This is a genomic window from Streptomyces sp. NBC_00466 (assembly GCF_041433995.1).
GTDB lineage: Bacteria > Actinomycetota > Actinomycetes > Streptomycetales > Streptomycetaceae > Streptomyces.
The window spans coordinates 2,064,453-2,087,494 of the sequence record NZ_CP107896.1; the positions used below are offsets into that span (position 1 = coordinate 2,064,453).

At 70.3% G+C, this 23,042-nt stretch carries 18 protein-coding genes and 1 pseudogene; 11 read left to right on the top strand and 8 right to left on the bottom strand.

Annotation, left to right across the window (positions count from 1 at the left end; genetic code table 11):
- Nucleotide 1: 1 nt before the first annotated feature.
- The gene (locus OG210_RS08975; protein ID WP_328330720.1) at nucleotides 2-2,857 is read left to right on the top strand and encodes an NHLP bacteriocin export ABC transporter permease/ATPase subunit; all 2,856 of its coding nucleotides are present in this window, start codon (nucleotides 2-4) and stop codon (nucleotides 2,855-2,857) included.
- 34 nt (nucleotides 2,858-2,891) lie between these two features.
- Here the strand turns inward: OG210_RS08975 and OG210_RS08980 are convergent, their stop codons facing one another.
- The 5 genes from OG210_RS08980 to OG210_RS09000 form a co-directional block, all read right to left on the bottom strand.
- On the bottom strand, nucleotides 2,892-3,332 hold the full coding sequence (locus OG210_RS08980; protein WP_328330718.1) for a cytidine deaminase: 441 nt from the start codon (nucleotides 3,330-3,332) through the stop codon (nucleotides 2,892-2,894).
- 106 nt (nucleotides 3,333-3,438) lie between these two features.
- Complete coding sequence (locus tag OG210_RS08985) at nucleotides 3,439-4,911, bottom strand: gluconate:H+ symporter (RefSeq protein ID WP_328330716.1); 1,473 nt, start codon at nucleotides 4,909-4,911, stop codon at nucleotides 3,439-3,441.
- A gap of 140 nt (nucleotides 4,912-5,051) precedes the next feature.
- A complete protein-coding gene (locus OG210_RS08990; RefSeq protein ID WP_266853723.1) occupies nucleotides 5,052-5,462 on the bottom strand; it encodes a RidA family protein in 411 nt (136 codons plus the stop codon).
- A complete protein-coding gene (locus tag OG210_RS08995) occupies nucleotides 5,459-6,253 on the bottom strand; it encodes an IclR family transcriptional regulator (protein WP_328330714.1) in 795 nt (264 codons plus the stop codon). Before OG210_RS08995 ends, OG210_RS08990 begins: the two co-directional genes overlap by 4 nt.
- Nucleotides 6,250-7,314 (bottom strand): sugar kinase, encoded by a 1,065-nt coding sequence (locus OG210_RS09000; RefSeq protein WP_328330712.1) that lies wholly within the window; start codon nucleotides 7,312-7,314, stop codon nucleotides 6,250-6,252. Before OG210_RS09000 ends, OG210_RS08995 begins: the two co-directional genes overlap by 4 nt.
- A 134-nt stretch (nucleotides 7,315-7,448) precedes the next feature.
- On the opposite strand from OG210_RS09000, the gene OG210_RS09005 reads away from it, so the two are divergent.
- From OG210_RS09005 to OG210_RS09020, 4 genes are all read left to right on the top strand, one after another.
- Nucleotides 7,449-8,753, top strand: coding sequence for an amino acid deaminase (locus OG210_RS09005; RefSeq protein WP_328330710.1), 1,305 nt, complete (start codon nucleotides 7,449-7,451; stop codon nucleotides 8,751-8,753).
- A gap of 47 nt (nucleotides 8,754-8,800) precedes the next feature.
- Nucleotides 8,801-10,405 (top strand): D-aminoacylase, encoded by a 1,605-nt coding sequence (locus OG210_RS09010; RefSeq protein ID WP_328330708.1) that lies wholly within the window; start codon nucleotides 8,801-8,803, stop codon nucleotides 10,403-10,405.
- Nucleotides 10,406-10,579: 174 nt separating this feature from the next.
- The gene (locus OG210_RS09015; RefSeq protein ID WP_328330706.1) at nucleotides 10,580-11,791 is read left to right on the top strand and encodes a pyridoxal phosphate-dependent aminotransferase; all 1,212 of its coding nucleotides are present in this window, start codon (nucleotides 10,580-10,582) and stop codon (nucleotides 11,789-11,791) included.
- 172 nt (nucleotides 11,792-11,963) lie between these two features.
- Nucleotides 11,964-12,350, top strand: a complete 387-nt coding sequence (locus OG210_RS09020; protein WP_328330704.1) for a hypothetical protein — start codon at nucleotides 11,964-11,966, stop codon at nucleotides 12,348-12,350.
- A 242-nt stretch (nucleotides 12,351-12,592) separates the two neighbouring features.
- Here the strand turns inward: OG210_RS09020 and OG210_RS09025 are convergent, their stop codons facing one another.
- Nucleotides 12,593-14,425 carry a phosphoenolpyruvate carboxykinase (GTP) gene (locus OG210_RS09025; RefSeq protein WP_328330702.1) on the bottom strand — a complete coding sequence of 611 codons (1,833 nt, stop codon included), beginning with the start codon at nucleotides 14,423-14,425 and terminating at the stop codon, nucleotides 12,593-12,595.
- Between the two features lie 279 nt (nucleotides 14,426-14,704).
- Between OG210_RS09025 and OG210_RS09030 the strand changes: the two genes are divergently transcribed.
- Entirely contained in the window at nucleotides 14,705-15,379 is a 675-nt protein-coding gene (locus OG210_RS09030; RefSeq protein ID WP_328330700.1) for a hemolysin III family protein, read from the top strand.
- A gap of 78 nt (nucleotides 15,380-15,457) precedes the next feature.
- Here the strand turns inward: OG210_RS09030 and OG210_RS09035 are convergent, their stop codons facing one another.
- On the bottom strand, nucleotides 15,458-17,482 hold the full coding sequence (locus tag OG210_RS09035; protein ID WP_371535698.1) for a thioredoxin domain-containing protein: 2,025 nt from the start codon (nucleotides 17,480-17,482) through the stop codon (nucleotides 15,458-15,460).
- Nucleotides 17,483-17,665: 183 nt separating this feature from the next.
- Here OG210_RS09035 and OG210_RS09040 point away from each other — a divergent pair, with 183 nt between their 5' ends.
- The 5 genes and pseudogenes from OG210_RS09040 to OG210_RS09060 all read left to right on the top strand — a co-directional run.
- On the top strand, nucleotides 17,666-18,409 hold the full coding sequence (locus tag OG210_RS09040) for an NUDIX domain-containing protein (protein WP_371535701.1): 744 nt from the start codon (nucleotides 17,666-17,668) through the stop codon (nucleotides 18,407-18,409).
- On the top strand, nucleotides 18,410-19,573 hold the full coding sequence (locus OG210_RS09045; protein ID WP_328330694.1) for a 5'-methylthioadenosine/S-adenosylhomocysteine nucleosidase: 1,164 nt from the start codon (nucleotides 18,410-18,412) through the stop codon (nucleotides 19,571-19,573).
- Complete coding sequence (locus OG210_RS09050) at nucleotides 19,570-21,558, top strand: hypothetical protein (protein WP_371535705.1); 1,989 nt, start codon at nucleotides 19,570-19,572, stop codon at nucleotides 21,556-21,558. The genes OG210_RS09045 and OG210_RS09050 overlap by 4 nt, the downstream gene beginning before the upstream one ends.
- Nucleotides 21,559-21,578: 20 nt before the next feature.
- The gene (locus OG210_RS09055; RefSeq protein WP_328330690.1) at nucleotides 21,579-22,118 is read left to right on the top strand and encodes a hypothetical protein; all 540 of its coding nucleotides are present in this window, start codon (nucleotides 21,579-21,581) and stop codon (nucleotides 22,116-22,118) included.
- Between the two features lie 216 nt (nucleotides 22,119-22,334).
- Nucleotides 22,335-22,589: pseudogene (locus OG210_RS09060) on the top strand (DNA-binding protein); the annotation flags it as partial.
- A 42-nt stretch (nucleotides 22,590-22,631) separates the two neighbouring features.
- Here OG210_RS09060 and OG210_RS09065 read toward each other — a convergent pair.
- Nucleotides 22,632-22,991, bottom strand: coding sequence for a VOC family protein (locus tag OG210_RS09065; RefSeq protein ID WP_371540582.1), 360 nt, complete (start codon nucleotides 22,989-22,991; stop codon nucleotides 22,632-22,634).
- Nucleotides 22,992-23,042 lie beyond the last annotated feature (51 nt).

Genomic DNA, 23,042 nt, shown 5'->3' on the forward strand with positions numbered 1-23,042 from the left:
CGTGACGTACCCGCACCAGGAGCACACCGCGGGCGACCAGGTGACCGCCGCGTTCGGCGCGCTGGGCGTGCCGGTGGACTGCACCGGCGTGCGCAGCCTGCCGCTGGAGGGGCCGCAGGTCCTGTGGCTCGTCGTCGGGGGCGCGCTCGACCTGTTCGCGGTGGACACCGTCGCGCAGGGGCACTGGCACTTCCTGGGCCGGCTCGAAGCGGGGACGCTGCTGCTCGGTCCGGTCGAGGGCCCGCAGCACACACTGGTGGGGCGGCCGTTGCAGGGCTGCGAGCTGCGCCGAATCGCGCTGCGGGAACTGCAGGTCCCCGACCACGGTGACGGCTCCTGGGCGTACGACCAGCAGTACCTCAGCCAGTACGACACCCAGGACTCGGCCCTGAGCCTCCTGGAGCACGCCTTCGCGCTGGGCGTCGGCCGCAGTCAGCGGGTGCTGTTCGAGGCTCCGCTCGACGGCAGGACCGCAGGCGACGACTCGGTGGGCGACGACGACATCCTGTGGCTGCCGGTCATGCCGGGCAGCGTGCAGTACGGGGCGTCGTACAGCGCGGACGCGGCGGGCGACCTGCTGGTCGACGGGTCGATGTGGCAGCGCATGGTCAACCAGCAGTTCCGGCTGCTCTCGGCACTCGACCGGTGGATCGAGCGTCTGGAGAGCGCGCACGAGACCCGTACGGCGGCCGGTATCAAGGCGGGCGAGACCGTACGCGAGAACGCGGACCGGACGCTCCTGGCGTCCATCGGCAGCCAGGGCAGGGGGAGTTCACGGCGTACGTCCGCCGGTTACGGTGACGACGCGACGTACGCCGCGTGCAAGCTGGTCGCCGACGCGGCCGGGATCACGCTCACCGAGCTCGCCCGGATCGGCGCCGTGAGCGACCGGATCGACCCGGTCGAGCAGATCGCGGTCGCCTCGCGGATCCGCAGCCGGGCCGTCCGCCTCGACGGCCGCTGGTGGCGCGAGAACACCGGCCCCCTGGTGGGACACCGGGCCGCGTCGGGCGCCCCGGTCGCGCTGCTGTGGCGGCGCGGCGGTTACGAGGCCGTGCATCCCTCCAGCGGACGGCCCACCCGTGTCGACGAGGACAACGCGGAGGAGTTCGAGCCGCGGGCCGTGATGCTGTACCGGCCGCTGCCCGACCGGCCGCTCAGCCCGCTGCGGCTGCTGCGGTTCAGTGCGCGCGGCACCCGCGCCGACCTGCGGAACCTGATCGGAGCGGGCCTGGTGACGGTCGCGATCGGCGCCCTGGTGCCGGTCGCGACCGGGCGGGTACTCGGCGAGTACGTGCCGAACGCCGAGTCGGACCTGATCGTCCAGGTGTCCGTCGCGGTGATGGTGACGAGCATCGTGTCGGCGGCGTTCATGCTGCTGCAGAACCTGACGGTCCTGCGGATGGAGGGCCGGATCGAGGGCGCGCTGCAACCGGCCGTGTGGGACCGGCTGCTGCGGCTGCCGACGCGCTTCTTCGCCTCGCGCTCCACGGGCGAGCTGGCCAGTGCGGCGATGGGCATCAGCTCGATCCGCCGGCTCCTGTCGGGTGTGGGCCCTGTGGTGGTGCAGTCGGGCACGGTCGGCGTACTGAACCTCGTCCTGCTGCTCTGCTACAGCGTGCCCCTGGCCCTGGCCGCCCTCGGCATGCTGGCGGTGATCGCGGCCGTCTTCCTCGCTCTCGGCCTGTGGGAACTGCGCTGGCAGCGGCGGCTCGTGGTGCTCGGCAACAAACTCAACAACCAGGCGTTCCAGACGCTGCGCGGGCTGCCGAAGCTGCGCGTCGCGGGTGCGGAGAGCTTCGCGTATGCCGCGTGGGCAGGGGAGTTCGCGCGCAGCCGGGAGCTCCAGCGGCGCGCGGGACGCGTCAAGAACCTCACCACGGTCCTCAACTCCGTCTATCTGCCGCTGTGCTCCCTGGTGATGTTCATGCTGCTCGCGGGCCCCGCGCGGGGCAGCATGTCGGCGGGCGACTTCCTCACGTTCAGCACCGCGGTGACGATGCTGCTCACCGCGGTCACGCAGCTCACCGGCGCGGCCCTCTCGGCGGCGGCGGTCCTTCCGATGTTCGAGCAGATCAAGCCGGTGCTCGACGAGGCGCCCGAGGTACGCGCCGCCAGCACCCAGCCCGGCGCCCTGACGGGCGAGATCGAGGCGCGCGGGGTGTCCTTCCGGTACACCGACGACGGCCCGCTGGTCCTGGACGACGTGTCGCTGGCCGTCCGGCCGGGCGAGTTCGTGGCGGTGGTCGGCCCGAGCGGCTGCGGCAAGTCGACGCTCCTGCGCCTCCTCATCGGCTTCGACCGGCCGGTCACGGGCGGTGTGCTGTACGACGGCCAGGACCTCACGGCGCTCGACCAGGCGGCGGTGCGCCGGCAGTGCGGGGTCGTGCTGCAGAACGCGCAGCCCCTGACCGGTTCGATACTGGACTGCATCTGCGGTGCGGAGGTGTTCACGCAGGAGGAGGCGTGGGAGGCGGCGGCGATGGCGGGTCTGGCCGACGACATCAAGCAGATGCCGATGGGGCTGCACACGATGATCGCCGGCGGCGGCGCGATCTCGGGCGGACAGCGCCAGCGCCTCATGATCGCGCAGGCGCTGATCCGGCGCCCCCGCATCCTGTTCTTCGACGAGGCCACGAGCGCGCTCGACAACGAGACCCAGCGCACCGTCATCGACAGCACCCGCGCACTGAACGCGACCCGGATCGTCATCGCGCACCGCCTGTCGACGGTCATGGACGCGGACCGGGTCGTGGTCATGGCGGACGGCCGGATAGTCCAGCAGGGCCCACCGGCCCAACTCCTGGCGGACACGGACGGCCGCCTGCACGAACTGGTGCGGCGCCAGATGGCATAGGGCGGGCCGGGCTGCCGGGATCAGGCCCGGGGTGTCACCCGGTGTGCACCTCGGCCGACGGCCAGCCACCGCCGTCGGCGAACTCACGGCCCCAGTAGTACGGGTTGACCTCGGCGAGGGTGCGCGCCTGCCAGCCGCCCGGGGCGCCGGGAGCGGGGACCGCGACCTCGACACCGGGCCCCCAGAGGGCGAGCCGCTCCTGGCAGATCCCGCACGGCGCCAGGATGACGAGCCGGCCGGCGATCCGGTTGACGCACACCGACGCCGTGACCTTCCGGTCCAGGGTGTACGCCTGGCAGTACGCCCCGACCTCATGGCAGAGCGTCACACCCGCGTTGAGGTTGTCGAAGCAGACGCTGGTGAGGATCCGGCCGTCGTCGAGGTAGACGGCGGCCGCTCCGGCGTCCTCGCGCCCGGGCCAGCGGCGGTCCATCTGCGCGATCGCGGCGTCCACCAGGGCCTGGTCGAGTTTCATCGTGGCATCCTGTCAGGCCGGCGCGGCGAGCCGGAAGCGGTTTTCCGGCTCGCCGCGCCGGCGGACCAACAGCCGCTGGAGAACGGGGCCTTGAAGCGTCAGCCGACTAGATCACCAGGCTGAGCACCGCGGCGACCACGAAGCCCGCCACCGACAGGACCGATTCCAGTACCGTCCAGGACTTCAGCGTGTCGCGTTCCGAGATGCCGAAGTACTTGGCGACCATCCAGAAGCCGCCGTCGTTGACGTGCGAGGCGAAGATCGAGCCGGCCGAGATGGCCATGATGATCAGGGCGAGGTGCGGCTGCGAGAGGTGCTGGCCGTCGACCAGGGGCAGGACGATGCCCGCCGTGGTCACGATCGCCACCGTCGCGCTGCCCTGGGCCACTCGCAGCACCAGCGAGATCAGGTACGCCAGCACGATGACGGGCAGACCCACGTCGTTGAAGGTCTTGGACAGTGCGCCCGCGATGCCGCTGCCGCTGAGGACCGCGCCGAAGATGCCGCCGGCGCCGACCACCAGCAGGATGTTGCCGACCGGCTTGAGCGAGGCGGTCGAGACCGCCTCCAGGGACTTGCGCGTCCAGCCGCGGCGGATGCCCAGCAGGTAGTACGAGAGGAACAGCGCGATCGTCAGGGCGACGAAGGGGTGGCCGAAGAACTCCAGGACCGAGCGGAGCGTCGAGGGGTCCAGGGCGATCGAGGAGAACGTCGCCAGCAGGATCAGGATCAGCGGGGTCCCGATGATCGCGAGGACCGTGCCCAGCGGGACCGGCTTCTCCTGCGGCTCGACGCCCAGGGCCTGCTGCTCGGCGACGACCGCCGCCTTGGCCTCCTCGGCGGCCTCGACCATGTCCTGCGGGACGGGGACGAAGAGGCGCTTGCCGATCCACGCCGCGTACACCCAGGCGGCCAGCACGGCGGGGATACCGCAGGCGGCGCCGATCAGGATGACCCAGCCGAGCGAGACGTGGAAGAGCGCGGCGGCAGCGACCGGGCCGGGGTGCGGCGGCAGGAACGCGTGGGTCATCGACAGCCCCGCGAGCAGCGGCATCGCGTACAGGACGACGGACTTGCCGGACCGCTTGGCGGCCGCGTAGACGATCGGCGCGAGGACGAAGATGCCGACGTCGAAGAAGATCGGGATGCCGAAGATGAGGCCGGTGAGACCCATCGCGAGCGGGGCGCGCTTCTCACCGAAGAGCTTCAGCAGCCGGGCGCTCAGTACTTCCGCGCCGCCCGAGACCTCAAGGATCGAGCCGAGCATCGTACCGAGGCCGATGATGATCGCGATGTGCCCGAGGATGCCGCCCATGCCCGACTCGATCATCGAGACCGACGACGACTTCTGGACGGTGCCGAAGAGTTCGGTGACGGAGAGTCCGGCACCGAGGCCGACGGCTATGGAGACACCGAGCAGCGCGACGAACGGCTGCAGCCTGACCTTGATGATCAGGAAGAGGAGCAGTGCTATGCCCAGGACGGCGACGGTCAGCAGACCGGTGGTGCCGCCGACGACGGCGAGCAGTCCGCCGGTGTGGGGTGGTGGCGCTGCGGGGGTGTCAGCGGCGAAGTACATGGGGGAACTCCGTTGTTTCCTCGGGGACTTCAGGGCAGAGGGACGTCAATTCACAGGGGTGCGGCGGAGCAGGGTGGAGCGCGGCACGGCGCCCCGGAGGGGGGAAGGGGCGCCGTGCCGGGTTTGTGGGTACGGCGGTGTCAGCCGAGTACGGCGAGCGCGTCGATCTCGATGAGCAGGCCGGGCGGCAGGCCGACGTAGACGGTCGTACGGGCCGAGGCGGGCTGGGTCAGCCCCTGCTCCTCGAAGTACGCGTTGTAGATCTCGTTCAGCTCGGCGAAGTGCGCGACGTCCGTGAGGTAGACGCGCATCATCATCACGTCGTCCCAGGTCGCGCCGCCCTCCTCCAGGATCGCCTTGACGTTGGCGAAGGTCTGGAGGGTCTGCTCGCGCAGGGTCGGGCCCGCCGGGGTGGGCGCCTGGCCCTCGACGGCCGGCAGGAAGCCGACCTGTCCTGCGACCTGGAGGATGTTGCCCTTGCGGACGCCGTGCGAGAACTTCGCGGGCGGCGTGGTGTGGGTGGCGGGGGTGAGTGCGGTCTTCTCGGTCATGCCTTTGCTTCCTTCGGGGGGTGCTGCGGGGGGACGGTCTTCGGGTGCGGTGCGGTGCCCGCGTACTCGCCGCTGATGGCGTCGGCCGTGCGGCGCACCAGCGGGAGCAGGGTGAGGAGTTCCTCTGCGGTCACGACCACATTGGGCGCCGACATCGACATGGCGGCGACAACCCGGCCGTCCACGCCCCGGATGGGGGCTCCGACGCAGTTGATGGACTCCTCGTGGCCACCGAGGTCGGTGGCCCAGCCCTGTTCGCGCACCGTGGCCAGTTCCTTGAGGAAGGCGCCGGCGTTCGGTGTCGAACGGGCCGTGTAGGTGGGGTAGTCGAGCCGTTCGGCGACGCTGCGCCGCTCCGGCTCGGGGAGGTCGGCGAGCAGCAGCTTGGCGACGGCCGCCACGGTGATCGCCACGGGCCTGCCGATCCGCGAGTACATCCGGACCGGGTAGCGGCTCTCGACCTTGTCGATGTAGAGGACCTCGTTCTCCTCGTACACCGCGAGGTGCACGGTGTGCCCGCACTCCTCGTTGAGCCTGGCCAGATGGGGGTGGGCGATCTCCCGTACGTCGAGGTTCTCGACGGCTTCCTGGGCGAGCGCGAAGAGGCGGGTGCCCAGGCGGTAGCGCTGGTCCTGCTGGCGGTAGACGAGTCCGTGCTCGTGGAGGGTACGCAGCAGCCGCAGCGCGGTCGACTTATGGACGCCGAGGCTCTCCGAGACCTGGCCGAGGTCGGCGGGTCCCCGGGCGAGCAGCGGCAGGATGGAGAGCGCCCGGTCGACGGTCTGGCTCATGGCGTACGTACCTCCTCTTCGGCTCCGGTCACGTCGGACACGGTCTCGGTCCAGCCGGGGCCGATCCGAAGTGTGCCCCAGGCGGTGTCGTCGAGAGCCGTGAGGCGGTCGGCCAGTTCACGGGACGGCGGGTCGGCCAGGTCGCCGTGGACGGTGAGGGCGGCGGCGGCCATCAGGTGGCCGTGCCGGACCCGGTCCCGGACCGGGAGGCCGCGGAGGGTGCCGGAGAGGAACCCGGCGGCGAAGGCGTCGCCCGCGCCCACGGGGGCCACGACGTCGACGCGCAGCGCGGGGACGGTGGTGACGGTGTCCCCCTGCGGACCCCCGGCGAAGACCGTGGCCCCCGCGGCGCCCCGCTTCACGACCAGCACCGCGGGCTCCGGCAGCGCGGCCCGGACCGCGGCCGCGCCCCGTACGTCCCAGGCGGCCTCCGCCTCGTCCTCGCCGACGAACACCACGTCCGCCCCGCGCGCCAGTTCCAGCAGCACCCGGGGACCGGTCCCGGCCGCGTCGCGCCAGAGCCCCGGCCGGAAGTTCACGTCGAAGGAGACCAGCGGGCGGCCCGGCGCGGGCGCGGTCAGGCCGCGCATCAGGGCCAGGCAGCCGGGCGAGAGCGCGGCCGTGATCCCGGAGAGGTGGAGCACCTGCCCGGACCACAGCTCGGCGCGGGCCGGCACACCGGGCGCCATCGCGCTGGCGGCGGACCCGGCCCGGTAGTAGACGACCTCGTGGTGGTCGGCGTCACGGTCGTCGGCGGTACGGAAGTAAACACCGGTGGGCCGGTCCGGGTCGCGCTGGACGGCCGAGGTGTCGACCCCGTACGCACCGACGGTCTCGGTCAGGTGGTCGCCGAAGCCGTCGGCGCCGACCCGGCTGATCCACCGCGTGGAGTGCCCGGCGGCGGCCAGCGCGCACGCCACGTTGGACTCGGCGCCGCCGATGCCCCGGTCGAAGGAGGGGACGTCGGCGAGTCGGCCGGGCCGGGAGGGCAGGAAGGTGACCATGGACTCGCCGAGACAGACGACGTCCACTGGGGGCACTGGGGTGTGCTGGGCGGTCACGATCGCTCTCGCTCCTCGGTGGTGGGTGGCCGGGGGCTCCGTTGACCCGGCGATGGCTCGGATGTTAGACAGCGGTGAGCGATATGCGCAATGAGCGTTGCACATGATGCAACGCACACTCTCTGGGAGGTTCCATGGCGGGCGCGGCAGGTACGGCGGGCAGGGCGAGCGCGGCGGACGCACGCGAGACCATCGGCGCGGAAGTGGTCGACCACCGCTTCAAGGGGCTGCCGCCCGGCGCCGACGGGATGACGGTCGCAGCCCTGGCAGCCGAGCGCCGCAACCTCTTCACCGGCGGCTTCACCACCCCCGTGCTCGCGCTCTCGGCCGAGTCGGTCGAGCACAACCTCGCCCTCATGGAGACGTACTCCACACGGCACGGCCTCGCCTTCGCCCCGCACGGCAAGACGTCGATGGCCCCGCAGCTCTTCGACCGGCAGGCCGAGCACGGCGCGTGGGGCATCACCCTCGCCGTCCCGCACCAGGTACGGGTCGCCCGCGCCTTCGGGGTGTCGCGGATCTTCGTGGCCAACGAGATCGTGGACGCCCCCGCGCTGCGGTGGATCGCCGCCGAACTGGCCGCCGACCCCTCCTTCCGCTTCGTCTGCTACGTCGACTCCGTACGCGGTGTCGAGCTGATGGACGAGGCGCTGCGCGGCTCCGTCCGCCCGCTCGACGTGGTCGTGGAGCTGGGCGCCGGCGACGGCGCCAGGACCGGCGTACGGACCCCGGCCGAGTGCGCGGCCGTCGCCGACGCGGTGGCCGCGACGGACACACTGCGCCTGGTGGGCGTCGCCGGATACGAGGGCGAGGTGCCCGAGGCCGACAGTGAGCGAGTGCACGCCTGGCTGCGCGAACTGGTGGCGCTGGCCGCCGGCTTCGACCGGGCGGGCCGCTTCGCGGGCCTGGACGAGATCGTGCTGAGCGCGGGCGGCAGCGCCTGGTTCGACGCGGTGGCCGACGTCTTCGCCGAGGTCCCCGCGCTCTCCGCCCCCGTACTGAAGCTGCTGCGCTCCGGCGCCTACGTCTCGCACGACGACGGCCACTACAAGCATCTGACGCCCTTCAACCGGGTGCCGTCCGAGGGCGCGCTCCAGCCGGCCTTCCGGCTCTGGGCGCAGGTCGTCTCGCGGCCCACCGGTGAGCAGGCGTTCGTCAACGCGGGCAAGCGGGACGCGGCGTACGACCTCGACCTGCCGCAGGCACAGGCCGTCCGCGACGCGCGCACCGGCGAGGTACGCCCCGCCACCGGCATCACCCTCACCGGCCTCTCCGACCAGCACGGCTGGCTGCGCACCACTGATGAGGCGCGGCTGGAGGTCGGCGACTGGGTGGGGCTCGGGCTCTCGCACCCCTGCACCTCCTTCGACAAGTGGCAGCTGATCCCGCTCGTCGCGGCGGACGGCACGGTCACGGACTACATCCGTACGTATTTCTGAGCGGACCGCAGGGGGATCAGGCAGCACAGGGCAAGGGAGCAAGAGTCATGGATCTCGTCATCCGCGACGTCCGGGTCGTGGACGGAACCGGCGGCGCCTCGTACCGCGCCGACGTAGCCGTCGACGGCGGCCGCATCACATCCATCGTCCGCGAGGGATCCGGCCAACGGCCCAGCGCGCCAAGGGTGGTCGAGGCGCACGGGCTCGCCCTGTCGCCCGGCTTCATCGACATGCACGCCCACTCCGACCTGGCGCTGCTGCGCGACCCCGGCCACGAGGCGAAGGCCGCGCAGGGCGTGACGCTGGAAGTGCTCGGCCAGGACGGCCTGTCGTACGCGCCGGTCGACGACCGCACCCGCGCCGAGGTCCGCCGGGCCATCACCGGGTGGAACGGCGACGGTTCGGACATCGACTTCGACTGGCACACCGTCGGCGGCTATCTGGACCGGCTCGACCGGGGCATCGCGGTGAACGCGGCGTATCTGATCCCGCAGGGCACCCTGCGGATGTACGCGATGGGCTGGGACGACCGGCCCGCCACCCCGGCCGAGACCGAGCGGATGAAGCAGCTGGTGGCCGAGGGCATGGCGCAGGGCGCCGTCGGCATGTCGTCGGGGCTCACCTACACGCCGGGCATGTACGCGGACGACGCCGAACTCACCGAGCTGTGCCGGGTGGTGGCCTCCTACGGCGGCTACTACTGCCCGCACCACCGCAGTTACGGCGCCGGCGCGCTCCAGGCGTACCAGGAGATGGTCGGCCTCACCCGGGCCGCGGGCTGCGCGCTCCACCTCGCCCACGCCACCATGAACTTCGGCGTGAACAAGGGGAAGGCGCCCGAGTTGCTCGCCCTGCTCGACGAGGCGCTGGACGGCGGCGCGGACATCTCCCTCGACACCTACCCGTACACCCCGGGCTGCACGACGCTCGTCGCCATGCTCCCCAGCTGGGCGAGCGAGGGCGGTCCCGACGCGATCATGGGGCGGCTCAGGGACGAGGAGACGGCCCGGAAGATCCGCCAGGTCATGGAGGTCGAGGGCGCCGACGGCTGCCACGGGGTGCCCATCGAGTGGGACGCCATCGAGATCTCCGGGGTGTCCGACCCCGCGCTGAGCGCCTATGTCGGCCGGTCCGTCGCGGCCAGTGCGCGCGAGCGCGGCGAGGAGCCGTGGGTGACGGCCCGGCGGCTGCTGATCGAGGACCGGCTCGGTTCGACGATCCTGCAGCACGTCGGCCACGAGGAGAACGTCCGGCTGATCATGCGCCACCGGGTGCACACCGGCGGCAGCGACGGGATCCTCCAGGGCGACAAGCCGCACCCGCGCGCGTACGGCACCTTCCCGCAGTACCTGGGCCGGTACGTGCGGGAGCTGGGCGTGCTCTCCCTGGAGGAGTGCGTGGCGCACCTCACCTCCCGCCCGGCGGCCCGGCTGCGGCTGCCCGACCGCGGCCTGGTCCGCGAGGGCTACCGCGCCGACCTGGTGCTCTTCGACCCGGAGACGGTCGCGGCGGGCTCCACGTTCGAGGTCCCGCGCGCCCTGCCGACCGGTATCCCGCATGTCCTGATCGACGGCCGGTTCGTGATCGAGGACGGCCGGCGCACGGATGTGCTCGCGGGGCGCTCGGTCCGCCGTACACCCGGCCGGGCCTGAGAAGCCATCACCGCCCGCGCCTCGGAGGCCACCACCACCCGGGCCCGAGGGGCCCCACCGGACAAGCGGCCCGCCCTGCCTCCCCCCGGCAGGGCGGGCCGCTTCCGTCCGCCGGTCCCCCCTGTGGGGGAAAACACCAGGCCGTCGCCGTTATGTCACCGTAAGGTTGCGGACATGCAGGTGATCCAGTCAACGAAGCTCGCCAACGTCTGTTACGAGATCCGGGGTCCGGTGCTCGACGAGGCAATGCGGCTGGAGGCAGCAGGTCACCGCATCCTCAAACTCAACACCGGCAACCCGGCCGCCTTCGGTTTCGAGTGCCCGCCGGAAATCCTGGAGGACATGCTCCGCAACCTCGGCGACGCGCACGGCTACGGCGACGCCAAGGGGCTGCTGTCCGCCCGCCGCGCGGTGATGCAGCACTACCAGACCAAGGGCATCGAGCTGGGCGTCGAGGACATCTACCTCGGCAACGGCGTCTCCGAGCTGATCCAGATGTCGATGCAGGCGCTGCTCGACGACGGCGACGAGGTGCTCGTACCCGCCCCGGACTATCCGCTGTGGACCGCGTCGGTCTCGCTGGCGGGCGGCACGGCCGTGCACTACCGCTGCGACGAGCAGGCGGACTGGATGCCGGACCTCGCCGACATCGAGCGGAAGGTCACCGACCGCACCAAGGCGATCGTGATCATCAACCCGAACAACCCGACGGGCGCGGTGTACGACGACGAGCTGCTGCGCGGCATAGCGGACATCGCCCGCCGCCACTCCCTGACCATCTGCTCGGACGAGATCTACGACCGGATCCTCTACGACGGCGCCACACACACCCCGACGGCGGCCATCGCCCCCGATGTGATGGTCCTGACCTTCAACGGCCTCTCCAAGAACTACCGGGTGGCCGGGTTCCGCTCCGGCTGGATGGCGGTGTGCGGGCCGAAGGCGCACGCCTCCTCGTACATCGAGGGCCTGACGATCCTGGCGAACATGCGACTCTGCGCCAACATGCCGTCGCAGCACGCGGTGGCCACGGCGCTCGGCGGCCGGCAGTCGATCGAGGACCTGGTGCTGCCGGGCGGGCGCATCCTGGAGCAGCGCGACACGGCGTACGAGCTGCTGACGCAGATCCCCGGGGTGACCTGCGTCAAGCCCAAGGGGGCGCTGTACCTCTTCCCGCGCCTGGACCCGAAGGTCTACAAGGTGAAGGACGACCGTCAGATGGTCCTCGACCTGCTGCGCGCCGAGAAGATCATGGTGGTGCACGGCACGGGGTTCAACTGGCCGGAGCCGGACCACTTCCGCATCGTGACGCTGCCCACGGCCAAGGAGCTGGAGGACGCGGTGACGCGGATCGGGACCTTCCTGGACGGCTACTCCCAGCGGTAGCCGGCGCCCTTCGGAAGGCGGACCGAGGCCGGTTCCGTGTCGGACCGAGGCCGGATCGGCAGGGGTTCGGGTGAGTTCACGCCATGAGCACGTCGCGACCCGGCTCAACTTTAGACAGAATCTAATGTAGGACGCTAGGATGGAGCTCTGCCCGCGAGGAGGAGGCCATCCCATGTACGAACCGATCCGCACCAAGTCGGTCCACACGGTGGCCGAGGAGTCCGCAGCCACCGGCTACCCCCGCCGCAGCCGCGACGAGGAACTGGACATCCAGCTCGCGGGCCATCTGGCCGCGCTCCTCGCGGTGACGGACGAGCTGGGCCTGGCGGCCGAAGGCGACCGCATCGCGGAGCAGGTGGCCAGGTTGCGCGGCGCCCCGCCCACCCGGCACGCGGGCCTCAGCAACGCCTCCCCCGCCGACCTGCACGCTCGGGCCCACCACCTCGCGGGCCGCGCCCTTCTGGTGGCGGCCTCCCGCGCGGACACCGCGGTGGCGATCCTCTCGGCGGAGCGGATGGACGCCCACCTGGCAGCACGGCACCTCGCCGGCGCCCACTGACCGGCCCCGGTTCGCGGGCCGCGGAGGCGCGCGGACCGGGCGCCATCAACCCACCCCGCATCAACCCACCCCGCGCACCCCGCTCCCGGCGCGCAGCCAAAATGGCCCGGCCCCCGAAGCCAGATCTGGCTTCGGGGGCCGGGCCGTACGCGGCAGGCCTGGGATGACCCCACAGGTCAGGGCGGATGTCGGGTGGACCCGCCGCGCGGCTTGAGCCGGGCTCCGGACGGAGCCCGCCGGGATCAGCCCAGGCGCTTCACCAGCGACCGGTACTCGTCCCACAGTTCCTTCGGCGCGTGGTCGCCGAACGTGTTGAGGTGCTCGGGGATCAGCGCCGCCTCCTCACGCCAGACGTCCTTGTCCACCGTGAGCAGGAAGTCCATGTCGGCTTCCGAGAGGTCCAGGCCCTCGGTGTCGAGCGCGCCCTTGGCCGGCAGGACGCCGATGGGGGTCTCGACGCCCTCGCCCTTGCCCTCCAGGCGCTCGACGATCCACTTCAGGACCCGGCTGTTCTCGCCGAATCCGGGCCAGACGAACTTGCCCGCTTCGTTCTTGCGGAACCAGTTGACGTAGTAGATCTTCGGGAGCTTCGCCTGGTCCTTGTCAGCACCGACCTTGACCCAGTGACCCATGTAGTCGCCCATGTTGTAGCCGCAGAACGGCAGCATGGCGAACGGGTCGCGGCGCAGCTCGCCGACCTTGCCCTCGGCTGCGGCCGTCTTCTCGGACGCGACGTTCGCACCGAGGAAGACGCCGTGGTTCCAGTCGAAGGACTCGGTGACCAGCGGAACCGCCGACGCGCGGCGGCCACCGAAGAGGATCGCCGAGATCGGCACGCCCTTCGGGTCCTCCCACTCGGGCGCGATGATCGGGCACTGCCCGGCCGGGGTGGTGAAGCGGGCGTTGGGGTGGGCGGCGGGGGTGCCGGACTCGGGCGTCCAGTCGTTGCCCTTCCAGTCCGTGAGGTGCGCGGGCGTGTCCTCGGTCATGCCCTCCCACCAGACGTCGCCGTCGTCGGTCAGCGCGACGTTGGTGAAGACGGAGTTGCCCCACAGCGTCTTCATGGCGTTGGCGTTGGTCCGCTCACCCGTGCCGGGCGCGACTCCGAAGAAACCGGCCTCCGGGTTGATCGCGTACAGCTGGCCGTCCTCGCCGAAGCGCATCCAGGCGATGTCGTCGCCGATGGTCTCCACGGTCCAGCCGGAGATCGTCGGCTCCAGCATGGCCAGGTTCGTCTTGCCGCAGGCCGAAGGGAACGCAGCGGCAACGTACTTCGACTCACCGCGCGGCGGAGTCAGCTTCAGTACGAGCATGTGCTCGGCCAGCCAGCCCTCGTCCCGCGCCATCACGGACGCGATGCGCAGCGCGTAGCACTTCTTGCCGAGCAGGGCGTTGCCGCCGTACCCGGAGCCGTACGACCAGATCTCCCGGTCCTCGGGGAAGTGCGAGATGTACTTGGTGGAGTTGCACGGCCACGGGACGTCGGCCTCGCCCTCGGCGAGCGGGGCGCCCAGGGTGTGGACGGCCTTCACGAAGAAGCCGTCGGAGCCGAGCTCGTCCAGGACTTCCTGGCCCATGCGCGTCATCGTGCGCATCGAGACGGCGACGTACGCGGAGTCGGTGATCTCCACACCGATCGCGGAGAGCGGCGAGCCGACCGGGCCCATGCAGAACGGCACGACGTACATCGTGCGGCCGCGCATCGAGCCGCGGAACACACCGCCCTGGCCGCCGGAGCCGGAGAAGATCTCACGCATCTCCGCGGGAGCCTTCCAGCGGTTCGTCGGGCCGGCGTCCTCCTCCTTGGCGGAGCAGATGAACGTACGGTCCTCGACGCGCGCGACGTCCGACGGGTCGGATGCGGCGTAGTAGGAGTTCGGGCGCTTGATCGGGTCGAGTTTCTTGAACGTCCCCTTGGCCACGAGTTCGCCGGCCAGGCGCTCGTACTCGGCTTCGGATCCGTCACACCAGACCACACTGTCCGGTTGCGTCAGCTCGGCGATCTCGTTCACCCACGAGATCAGTTCCTGGTGCTGGGTCGGAAGGACAGAGGGAGCCGCGATGTCGCGCGCCACGATTGCTCCAATGCACGTATTTGATGGGCTGAGGGTTGTTTGCCCCTTGGGGGCTACGGCCCGGATGCTTCGTAGCCGCTCATCCGGTGCCGCTCGCACTCATCTGATGATCCGCGCATTCCGCCCATCTGTCCAGGGGGTCTCTCACGTGAGCGTCGCCACTCTCTCCACCGCGCTCGCCGCTCCTGCCGTCCCCTCGCCACCCCCGCCACCCTCGCCATCACGAGCCCGGCCCACCGCGCGCCCGGGAACCTACGGGTACGTAGGTAGCATCGACACATGACTCCCGCCGCCCCAGAAGCGACCGCACCCCCGGAGAACATCCAGCCGGTGAAACCGCTGCTGCGCGGCTGGCTGCATGCCGGGATGTTCCCTGCGGTGATCGTCGCGGGGCTCGTGCTCGTGGCCCTCGCCGACTCCACCCGCGCCCGCGTCGCCTGCGCGATCTACATCCTCACCGCCTGCATGCTCTTCGGGGTGAGCGCGGTCTACCACCGCGGCACCTGGGGCCGCACCGGCGAGGCCGTCCTGCGCAGGCTCGACCACGCGAACATCTTCCTGATCATCGCGGGCACCTACACACCGCTGACGCTGCTCCTGCTGCCCGGGTCGACGGCGACGCCGCTGCTCTGGGCGGTCTGGGGCGCGGCGCTCGCCGGAATAGCCTTCCGGGTCTTCTGGGTCGGCGCCCCGCGCTGGCTGTACACGCCCTGCTACATCGCGATGGGCTGGGCCGCGGTCTTCTTCCTGCCCGACTTCATGCGGGCGGGCGGGGTGGCCGTCCTCGTCTGCGTCATCGTCGGCGGGCTGCTCTACAGCGCGGGCGGCGTGATCTACGCACTCAAGCGCCCGGACCCGTCACCGCGCTGGTTCGGTTTCCACGAGGTGTTCCACTCGCTGACGCTGGCCGCGTTCATCACGCAGTACGTGGCGATCTCACTGGTCGCCTACTGACGGCCCGCACCGCACACACCAGTGGCCGGGACCTGCCCCCTTCGCTCCGAAGGGGACGGGTCCCGGCCACAGTTGTCGTTACGCGTCCCGCCGCACCCCGCCCAACTGCCCGGCCAGCACAGCCGGATCGGGCGTCGGCGCGCTGCAGGTGAAGTTCCGGCAGACGTACGCGGCGGCGCGCCCGTCGATCAGCGGCCGGTCCACGAGGAGCGGGAACTCGTCGCTGCCGCTCTCCCCCGCGGCGACCACCGCGCCCGGGGCGGTGGACAGCAGGGCGGTGCGGTGCAGGGCCGACGTACCGGCGTCACCGGCGGGTCCCACGACCGCCACCTCGCGCGGCCCGTCGAGGGCGGCTTCGGCCACCGCCAGCCCCCAGCCGATGAAGCGCGGCGCCCGCGGACCAAGCGCCTTCACCACACCGAGCGCCCGTTCGGCGGCGGTGCGATGGGCCTCGGAGCCGGTGTGCGCGGCGTACGAGAGCAGCGCTCCGGCGGCGGCGGTCCAGCCCGAAGGGGTCGCGCTGTCCGTCGGGTCCTGGGGGCGGCGGATCAGCGGCTCGGCGTCGTGCGCGGTGTCGTAGAGCGTGCCGTCCGGACCGGTGAACTGGTCGAGTACGAGATCGAGCAGGAACCCCGCGAACTCCAGCCAGACGCCTTCCCCGGTGACCCCGGCGAGCGCGAGGAACCCCTCGGCGACATCGGCGTAGTCCTCCAGGACACCGGAGTTGGCGCCGGCGCGGCCGTCCCTGGACGTACGGGTGAGCCGGGCGCCGTCGTCCATGTGCAGCCGCACCAGCAGGTCGGCTGCCTCGGTGGCGCGCTCGACCAGGTCGGGGCGGTCGAAGTAGGCACCGGTCTCGGCGAGGGCCGCGACGGCCAGGCCGTTCCACGCCGCGACGACCTTGTCGTCCCGGCCCGGCCGGGGGCGCAGTCTCCGCGCGGCCAGCAGCCGCTCGCGCAGCTCGGCGGGAACGTCGTCGCCCGGCAGCTGGAGGACGGAAGCGCCCTCCTCGAACGTGCCCTCCTCGGTGACCCCGTACAGCCGCGCGGCCCGCTCACCGTCCTGCTCGCCCAGCGCCTCACGCAGCTGGGCCGGGGTCCAGACGTAGTAGGCACCCTCGACGTGCCGGCCGTCCGCGTCCGCGCTGTCGGCGTCCAGCGCGGAGGCGAACCCACCCTCGGGGGTGCGCAGTTCGGTGGCGATGAAGTCCGCGGTCTCCAGGGCCACCCGGCGCGCCAGATCCGATCCGGTGGCCCGCCAGAGGTGCGCGTACACCCGGCACAGCAGGGCGTTGTCATAGAGCATCTTCTCGAAGTGGGGCACTCTCCACTCCCGGTCCACGGAGTACCGCGCGAACCCGCCGCCCAGCTGGTCGTACATCCCGCCGCGTGCCATCGCCCCGCAGGTGTCGGCGGCCATCTGGAGCGCGCCGTCCGAGCCGGTACGGGCGTGATGGCGCAGCAGGAACTCGACGGCCATGGACGGCGGGAACTTGGGCGCCCCGCCGAACCCGGCGTTCTTGGCGTCGTATTCGCGGGTCAGCGCGAGCAGCGCCCGCGCGAGGTCGTCCGCACCGGGCGGACCTGCCGCTGCGTGGGTGAGGGAGCGGCCGGCCAGATCCTCCACCACCTTGGCGGCGACCTCGTCCACCTCGCCGCGCCGGTCGGTCCAGGCACCTGTGACGCCTTCGAGCACCTGCCGGAAGGAGGGCATACCGTGCCGGGGCTCGGGCGGGAAGTACGTACCGAAGTAGAAGGGCTTGGCCTCGGCGTCGAGGAACACGGTCATCGGCCAGCCGCCCTGTCCGGTGGCGGCCTGGACGGCCTCCATATAGACGGCGTCGATGTCCGGGCGCTCCTCCCGGTCGACCTTGACCGGGACGAAGTGCTCGTTGAGGTACGCGGCGGTCCCGTCGTCCTCGAAGGACTCGTGCGCCATGACGTGGCACCAGTGGCATGCGGCATAGCCGACGCTGAGCAGCACCGGAACGTTCCGCCTTCTGGCTTCCTCGAACGCCTCGGGCGACCAGGGCCACCAGTCGACGGGGTTGTCGGCGTGCTGCAACAGGTACGGGGACATGGCATCGGCCAGGCGGTTCACCATGCGGGCAGTATCGCAGCACCGCCGGTGGGAACCCCGAAACCGGAACGGACCGGCGGAGTCGGTTCCAACCGGTCGGTCCGCGCGGTCCCACCACCCGCGCCGGGACTGCGGAGTCGAGCGTGACAGCAAGCCTTGCCGCCCCCTTCTTGTGCAAGTGACAATAACTGAAGTACCTTGCAGCGCATGCAAGATGATGTGTGGTCACCAACTCCTGTACTGCTGACGGTCGATCTCGTGATCCTGACGCTGCGGGAGGGCCACCTGCACGCACTCCTGGTGGAGCGGGGCGAAGACCCCTTCCGAGGTATGCCCGCCTTGCCCGGAGGATTCCTGAACCACGATGGCGAGGAGATTCTGGATGCCGCCCACCGCGAACTGAGCGAGGAAACGGCCCTGGCATCCAGCTGGGTACACCTTGAACAGCTGGCCGTGTACGGAGACTCAGGCCGCGACCCCCGGGGCCGAGTCGTCTCCGTGGCACACCTGGCGATCGCACCGGGGCTGCCCGACCCGGTCGCGGGAACGGATGCCACTGATGCCGCGTGGGTTCCCGCGGAAGCCGTGCTGTCCGGCGAGATGGAACTCGCCTTCGACCACCGTCGAATCGCAACGGACGGGATCGAACACGCGCGTACCAAGCTTGAGTTCTCGTCGCTGGCCACGGCGTTCTGCGGGGAGGAATTCACCATCGCGGAGCTGCAACAAGTATACGAGGCCGTCTGGGGCACCGAACTCGACACTCGCAATTTCTACCGGAAGGTCCAAGCCGCGAAGGGATTCATCGTCCCCGTCGGCACGGACCGCAGGAGCACGGGCGGACGGCCAGCTCGGCTGTACCGGGCCGGTCCGAAAACCGTGCTGTTCCCACCGCTGATCCGACCCGCGCCGTCCGCTACGGAAGAGAACACGAAAGGGGAAGAGGAATAGATGTCGAAAGGCCCGGTGGTGATTCTCACCGCCCTCAATCTCGAGTACCAGGCCGTGCGCGAGAAGCTGGCGAGTCCGCAGGTGCACCGCCATGAGCGAGGTACACGGTTCGAAGTGGGAACCGTGCAGGGTACGTCGTGCCGCGTCGCACTCGGTCTGACAAGCAAGGGGAACCATGCCGCCGCAGTAATCGCCGAACGCGCGATTCAGGAGTTCTCGCCGGTGGCCGTGCTGTTCGTCGGGGTCGCCGGCGCCTTATGGGACGCCACCAGGCTGGGTGACGTGGTCATGGCGTCACACGTGTACGCCTACCACGGTGGGACCAGCGAGGACGACGGGCTCAAAGCCCGCCCACGGGTGTGGGAAGCACCGCACGGCATCAGCCAGCTCGCCTCGCACGTGGCCCGCTTGAACGACTGGGCGGATTCCGCGTCCGGTCACGAGGACGCGCCACAGGTGCGCTTCGGGGCGATCGCCGCCGGCGAGGTCGTCCAGAACTCAAGGATCTCGGCCGAGGCGAAGTGGATCCGGCACCACTACAACGACGCACTCGCCATCGAGATGGAGGCGGCCGGTGTGGCACAGGCCGGCCATCTCAACGGGGCGCCGGTGGCCATCATCCGGGGAATCAGCGACCGGGCTGACGGCACGAAGAACAGCACGGACGACCGCAGCTGGCAGCCGCAGGCCGCAGCGAACGCGGCGGCGTTCGCCATCCGGCTGGCGGTGGAACTGGCGAGGGAACAGGAGGAGACCGCCGTGCCCGGAGACGACAGGGTCCCTTCGGCCGGCCGGCTCGGCCGACACGTCAGCAACACCGCCCACAACAGCACCGTCGGCATCATGGCCGGCTCGGTCTCGGGCAGCAGCGTTCACATGAACACGGCTCCGCAGGAGTCCGGCCCGGTGAACCTGATCGCGGAACTCAATGGTTTCGGTGAAAATTTGAGGCGACACCACGCTGAAGGCGCCCTCGACGAGGACACGTACCGGGAGGCCCTGGCCGACCTGGACTCAGCTCTCCGGTCGGCCGGGAGAAACACCCCTGATTCGTCGAAGCAGGCGGCCATGACGCTCAGGAGACTGCGCGGCCTGGTCGCGGAGTGCCCTGCGCTGATGGCCGAGCTGGCCCCCTTAATTGCCGCAGCCGGTGACCGGGCATGAGCGACAGCAACGGTGCCGCGTACAGCTCGGCCGCGTACGACTCCACCATCGGGATCCAGGCCGAGACCGTACACAACTCCAACGTCTACGTCGTCCACCCGGGTGCTTCGCCGCAGGAGAAGTACCGGGTGGGCGTGCGGCTCCTGGAGGACGGAATTCCCAGCCGCGCCCGCGAAATGATCACTGATGCGATCGGTCACGGCTACGACAGCGCGGAGGTTCGTTTCCACTGGGTGCTCGCCATGCTCAGCGCACGCACTTACCACGATCTCAGCGCCGAAGAGGTCCAGCGGCTGCACTACGCCTCCGGGATCGTACGGACCTACGCCGAGAACGAGTGGAAGGAAGCCCTGCGCGTCACTTTCGACCTGCTGGCAGCGCTCGGCACCGCCAGCGGAGAGACCGGACCTGTACTGAAGCAGCTGCAGGACCTGCCGTCCCGCCAGCACAATGCGATCCTTCGCCACCTCGACCTCATGCTCACCGGAGGACTGAAGGACGACCTGTGGGCGGAGACCGTCGAACGGGCCTGGGCGGAGCGCTTCGACAACGACCGGGCCCAACGGGTCTGGGCCTACTTCGAGCCCGCCCCCATCGGGGCGCGGGCCGCACTGCCCCGCCCGAGCACTGCTGCCGCTGCCACTGCCCAGGCCGCCCTCCCGGTTCGGGTGGTGCTGTTCGTGGTCAGCAGTGTGGTCCTCGGGGTCCTGGCATGGATCGCGAATCCAACCCAGGCGATCGTCGAGTCGCTGATGGCACTCGGCGCGGGTCGCATCGCGGCCCGATGCGGCCTCCGGTGGTGGGGCCGGGAATCCCGGCAAGACCTCACGGTCGGGGCCGGCGTCCCACAGCCGCACAGTCCCGCGCCTGCCGAGGACGGGTTCACCAAACGCGTCCACAGGAACTTCGATCACTACTTCAGCGTCCGCACACCCTACGGGTTCACCCCGGACGCCTGGCTCGCACACACCACTGAGGTCCGCAGCGACCTCGCCGCCGAGATCGCGGACCTCTACCGGGAGAGTCGGATCAGTGTGGATCGGGTCACCTGGCTGATCCGCTACCTCGCCGAGGAGGCCCGGAACCGCCACAACAACGGCACCCTGTTCGATCAGCACCGCCAGGGCCGGACACCGGCACGGACGAAGGCCATGACTGTGGTAGCCCTCGCCGTTCTCGTCGCCGCGGCTCTGTCAGGATTCGGCACGGCGGTCTCGGGCGCCGCCCAACCGCGGCCGCTGTGGGCGATCCTGGCCTTGCTCGGTGCGGCCTGGTCCGGGCACGCAGCCGCTCACCTGTGGCTGGAGGTCCGGCGTGAAAGACACCGAGTGGCCCGGGATGCTCGGGAGTACCAGGAAGAGCTGGCCGCACGACAGAACGCTCACCAGCGCTGGAAGGCGCTCCTGGACGCGACCCGCCCCAGCGAGCTGGAAATGGAGACCTGGCTCACCTGCGACAAGACTTCGTTCGTCGATGAGGCGCTGCGGCACCACCGGCTCACCTGGCGGGATCTGATCACGCACACCATCCTGATAGCCCCGGCGCCCTCCTATAGGCGAGGCCGGGTCCGGGGCGGGCCATGGCGGTACTCGCACTACGTCATCCGCCTGTTCCTGTTCACCCGGGACGGCATCCGCGAGATCAGCTCCGAGCTCAAGTTCTCCGACGCAACGCGCGAGAACGAACAGCGGAGCAACTACCGGTTCGACGCATTGTCCTCGGTGCAAGTGACGGAGAACGTCGATGTCGGCTATGACCTGGAGCTCGTCCTCACCAACGGACCAGCCCGGAAGATCCGTGTCAAGGACGCCGATGCCCATCAACTGGCTTCGGACGAGAGCGCTCAGGAGATTTCCGAGATCAGTCTCAGCGCGGCCGGCTTCACCCATACCTTCCGCCTCCTGGAGGGGATCGCGGCAGACGGGAAGAGCTGGATCGAACGGCACAACCCCGACAACCTGACGCCCTTCCAGATCGCCGACTGATCCTGAAATCGAGCATAGGAATGGCTGTGACCGCCATGGACGATGTCACCGAGAGCAAAGTCCTGCTGGCCGAGTACGACCGCCTCAAGGAGGAGCAGAAGACCCGCATAGGGTTCCGCGACAACCTGCTCTACTTCACGCTCGCCGCAGTCACCGCGGTCGTGGCGCTCGCCGTCCAGAGCGGAAAGTCCCGACTGTTGCTCTCCGCCCCCGCGATCTGCCTGATCCTGGGCTGGACCTACCTGGTCAATGACGAGAAGATCTCGGCGATCGGCTGCTATGTCCGCGACCAACTAGGGCCGCGTCTTGGGGAACTCGTCTCCGCCCACGGCACGGTGTTCAGCTGGGAGTCCTACCACCGCAACGTTGCGGGCCGCACCCTGCGCAAGCGGCTTCAGACTGCGGTGGACCTGTTCACGTACCTGATCCTGCCCATGGTCTGCACGACCGCGTTCTGGTGCTCCCCCACCGTTCAGCCCCTGCTCGTGCTCACTTCACTTGTACAGACGCTCGCCCTGGCCGTGCTGGGCTGGCAGTTTCTGCGCCGTGCGGAGTGGTAGCGCTTGCCCTGCCGCTAGGCGTCATCCCCCCTGATCGCCAGATCGAGGGGCGGCGCTCTCGTTGGCCGGAAAGTCGATGTACACATTGGAAAGGTCGCCCCCGCTCGTCGAGTGGCACGGTCCCATCACCCTGCGAGTGGGAGTCGGACGACGGCAGTACCGGGGCGACATGCTTGACTCCGAGCGCTCTCCCTGCTCCTGCGTAACGACCGCAGGATGGCGGCTCGTATGGAGACATCCCGGCAGGCTGGGGTCCCCGTCCTCGTGTCTGTGCTGACCATCGTTGAAGCTGTGCAGGGGAAGACCGATCTGGCGCGTTTGAAGTGGGTGCTCTCCCGGCTACGGGTAGAACCGGTCAGCCAGGAGCACTCCTTGACCGCAGTGGCGCTGTCTCAGGACGCGGGCGGGCTGCACGGGCACAAGTACGCGATCGACGCCCTCGTCGCTGCGCTCGCGCTCCGCGCCCGAGCAGGTCGCGGAAGTCCGGGCCGGCCGGTGTTCCTAGTGCCATGGTCATGCCGGCGGTTCGGTGTCTCCTGTCTCGATGTATTCGAAGACGGATCCGTCGGGATGGCAGGCGATGAGGCGATCGCCGTTGGGAGCCGGCGAGAGGCCGTCAATGATGTGACCGCCGACGCGTTCGAGGGCGGTGAGCACGGGAGCGAGTCGCCGGATCAGGAGGGTCGCCACTCTGTCCTGACATGCCGTGGAGTTGCCGCTGAGCAGGAGGAACGGTCCGACCCGGGCCAGCTGCACGTCACGGAACGCGAAGCGGTCGACCGCCTTTACCTGCGCCAGCTCCTGGTACAGGGGGATCGCGGCTTCGAGATCTTCCACGTAGACGCGGGCAACGACTGCGGCGATGTCGGGCATGCCCAGCACAACATCAAGGCTCCGGCGTCCATGCCGTCTGCGGGCCGGTGA

Bases quoted from the DNA above. Each gene is read 5' to 3' on its own strand.
- OG210_RS08980 (WP_328330718.1), bottom strand. From the start codon at position 3,332: ATGAAACTCGACCAGGCCCTGGTGGACGCCGCGATCGCGCAGATGGAC.
- OG210_RS08985 (WP_328330716.1), bottom strand. From the start codon at position 4,911: ATGTACTTCGCCGCTGACACCCCCGCAGCGCCACCACCCCACACCGGC.
- OG210_RS08990 (WP_266853723.1), bottom strand. From the start codon at position 5,462: ATGACCGAGAAGACCGCACTCACCCCCGCCACCCACACCACGCCGCCC.
- OG210_RS08995 (WP_328330714.1), bottom strand. From the start codon at position 6,253: ATGAGCCAGACCGTCGACCGGGCGCTCTCCATCCTGCCGCTGCTCGCC.
- OG210_RS09005 (WP_328330710.1), top strand. From the start codon at position 7,449: ATGGCGGGCGCGGCAGGTACGGCGGGCAGGGCGAGCGCGGCGGACGCA.
- OG210_RS09010 (WP_328330708.1), top strand. From the start codon at position 8,801: ATGGATCTCGTCATCCGCGACGTCCGGGTCGTGGACGGAACCGGCGGC.
- OG210_RS09015 (WP_328330706.1), top strand. From the start codon at position 10,580: ATGCAGGTGATCCAGTCAACGAAGCTCGCCAACGTCTGTTACGAGATC.
- OG210_RS09020 (WP_328330704.1), top strand. From the start codon at position 11,964: ATGTACGAACCGATCCGCACCAAGTCGGTCCACACGGTGGCCGAGGAG.
- OG210_RS09030 (WP_328330700.1), top strand. From the start codon at position 14,705: ATGACTCCCGCCGCCCCAGAAGCGACCGCACCCCCGGAGAACATCCAG.
- OG210_RS09035 (WP_371535698.1), bottom strand. From the start codon at position 17,482: ATGGTGAACCGCCTGGCCGATGCCATGTCCCCGTACCTGTTGCAGCAC.
- OG210_RS09040 (WP_371535701.1), top strand. From the start codon at position 17,666: ATGCAAGATGATGTGTGGTCACCAACTCCTGTACTGCTGACGGTCGAT.
- OG210_RS09045 (WP_328330694.1), top strand. From the start codon at position 18,410: ATGTCGAAAGGCCCGGTGGTGATTCTCACCGCCCTCAATCTCGAGTAC.
- OG210_RS09050 (WP_371535705.1), top strand. From the start codon at position 19,570: ATGAGCGACAGCAACGGTGCCGCGTACAGCTCGGCCGCGTACGACTCC.
- OG210_RS09055 (WP_328330690.1), top strand. From the start codon at position 21,579: ATGGCTGTGACCGCCATGGACGATGTCACCGAGAGCAAAGTCCTGCTG.
- OG210_RS09065 (WP_371540582.1), bottom strand. From the start codon at position 22,991: ATGCCCGACATCGCCGCAGTCGTTGCCCGCGTCTACGTGGAAGATCTC.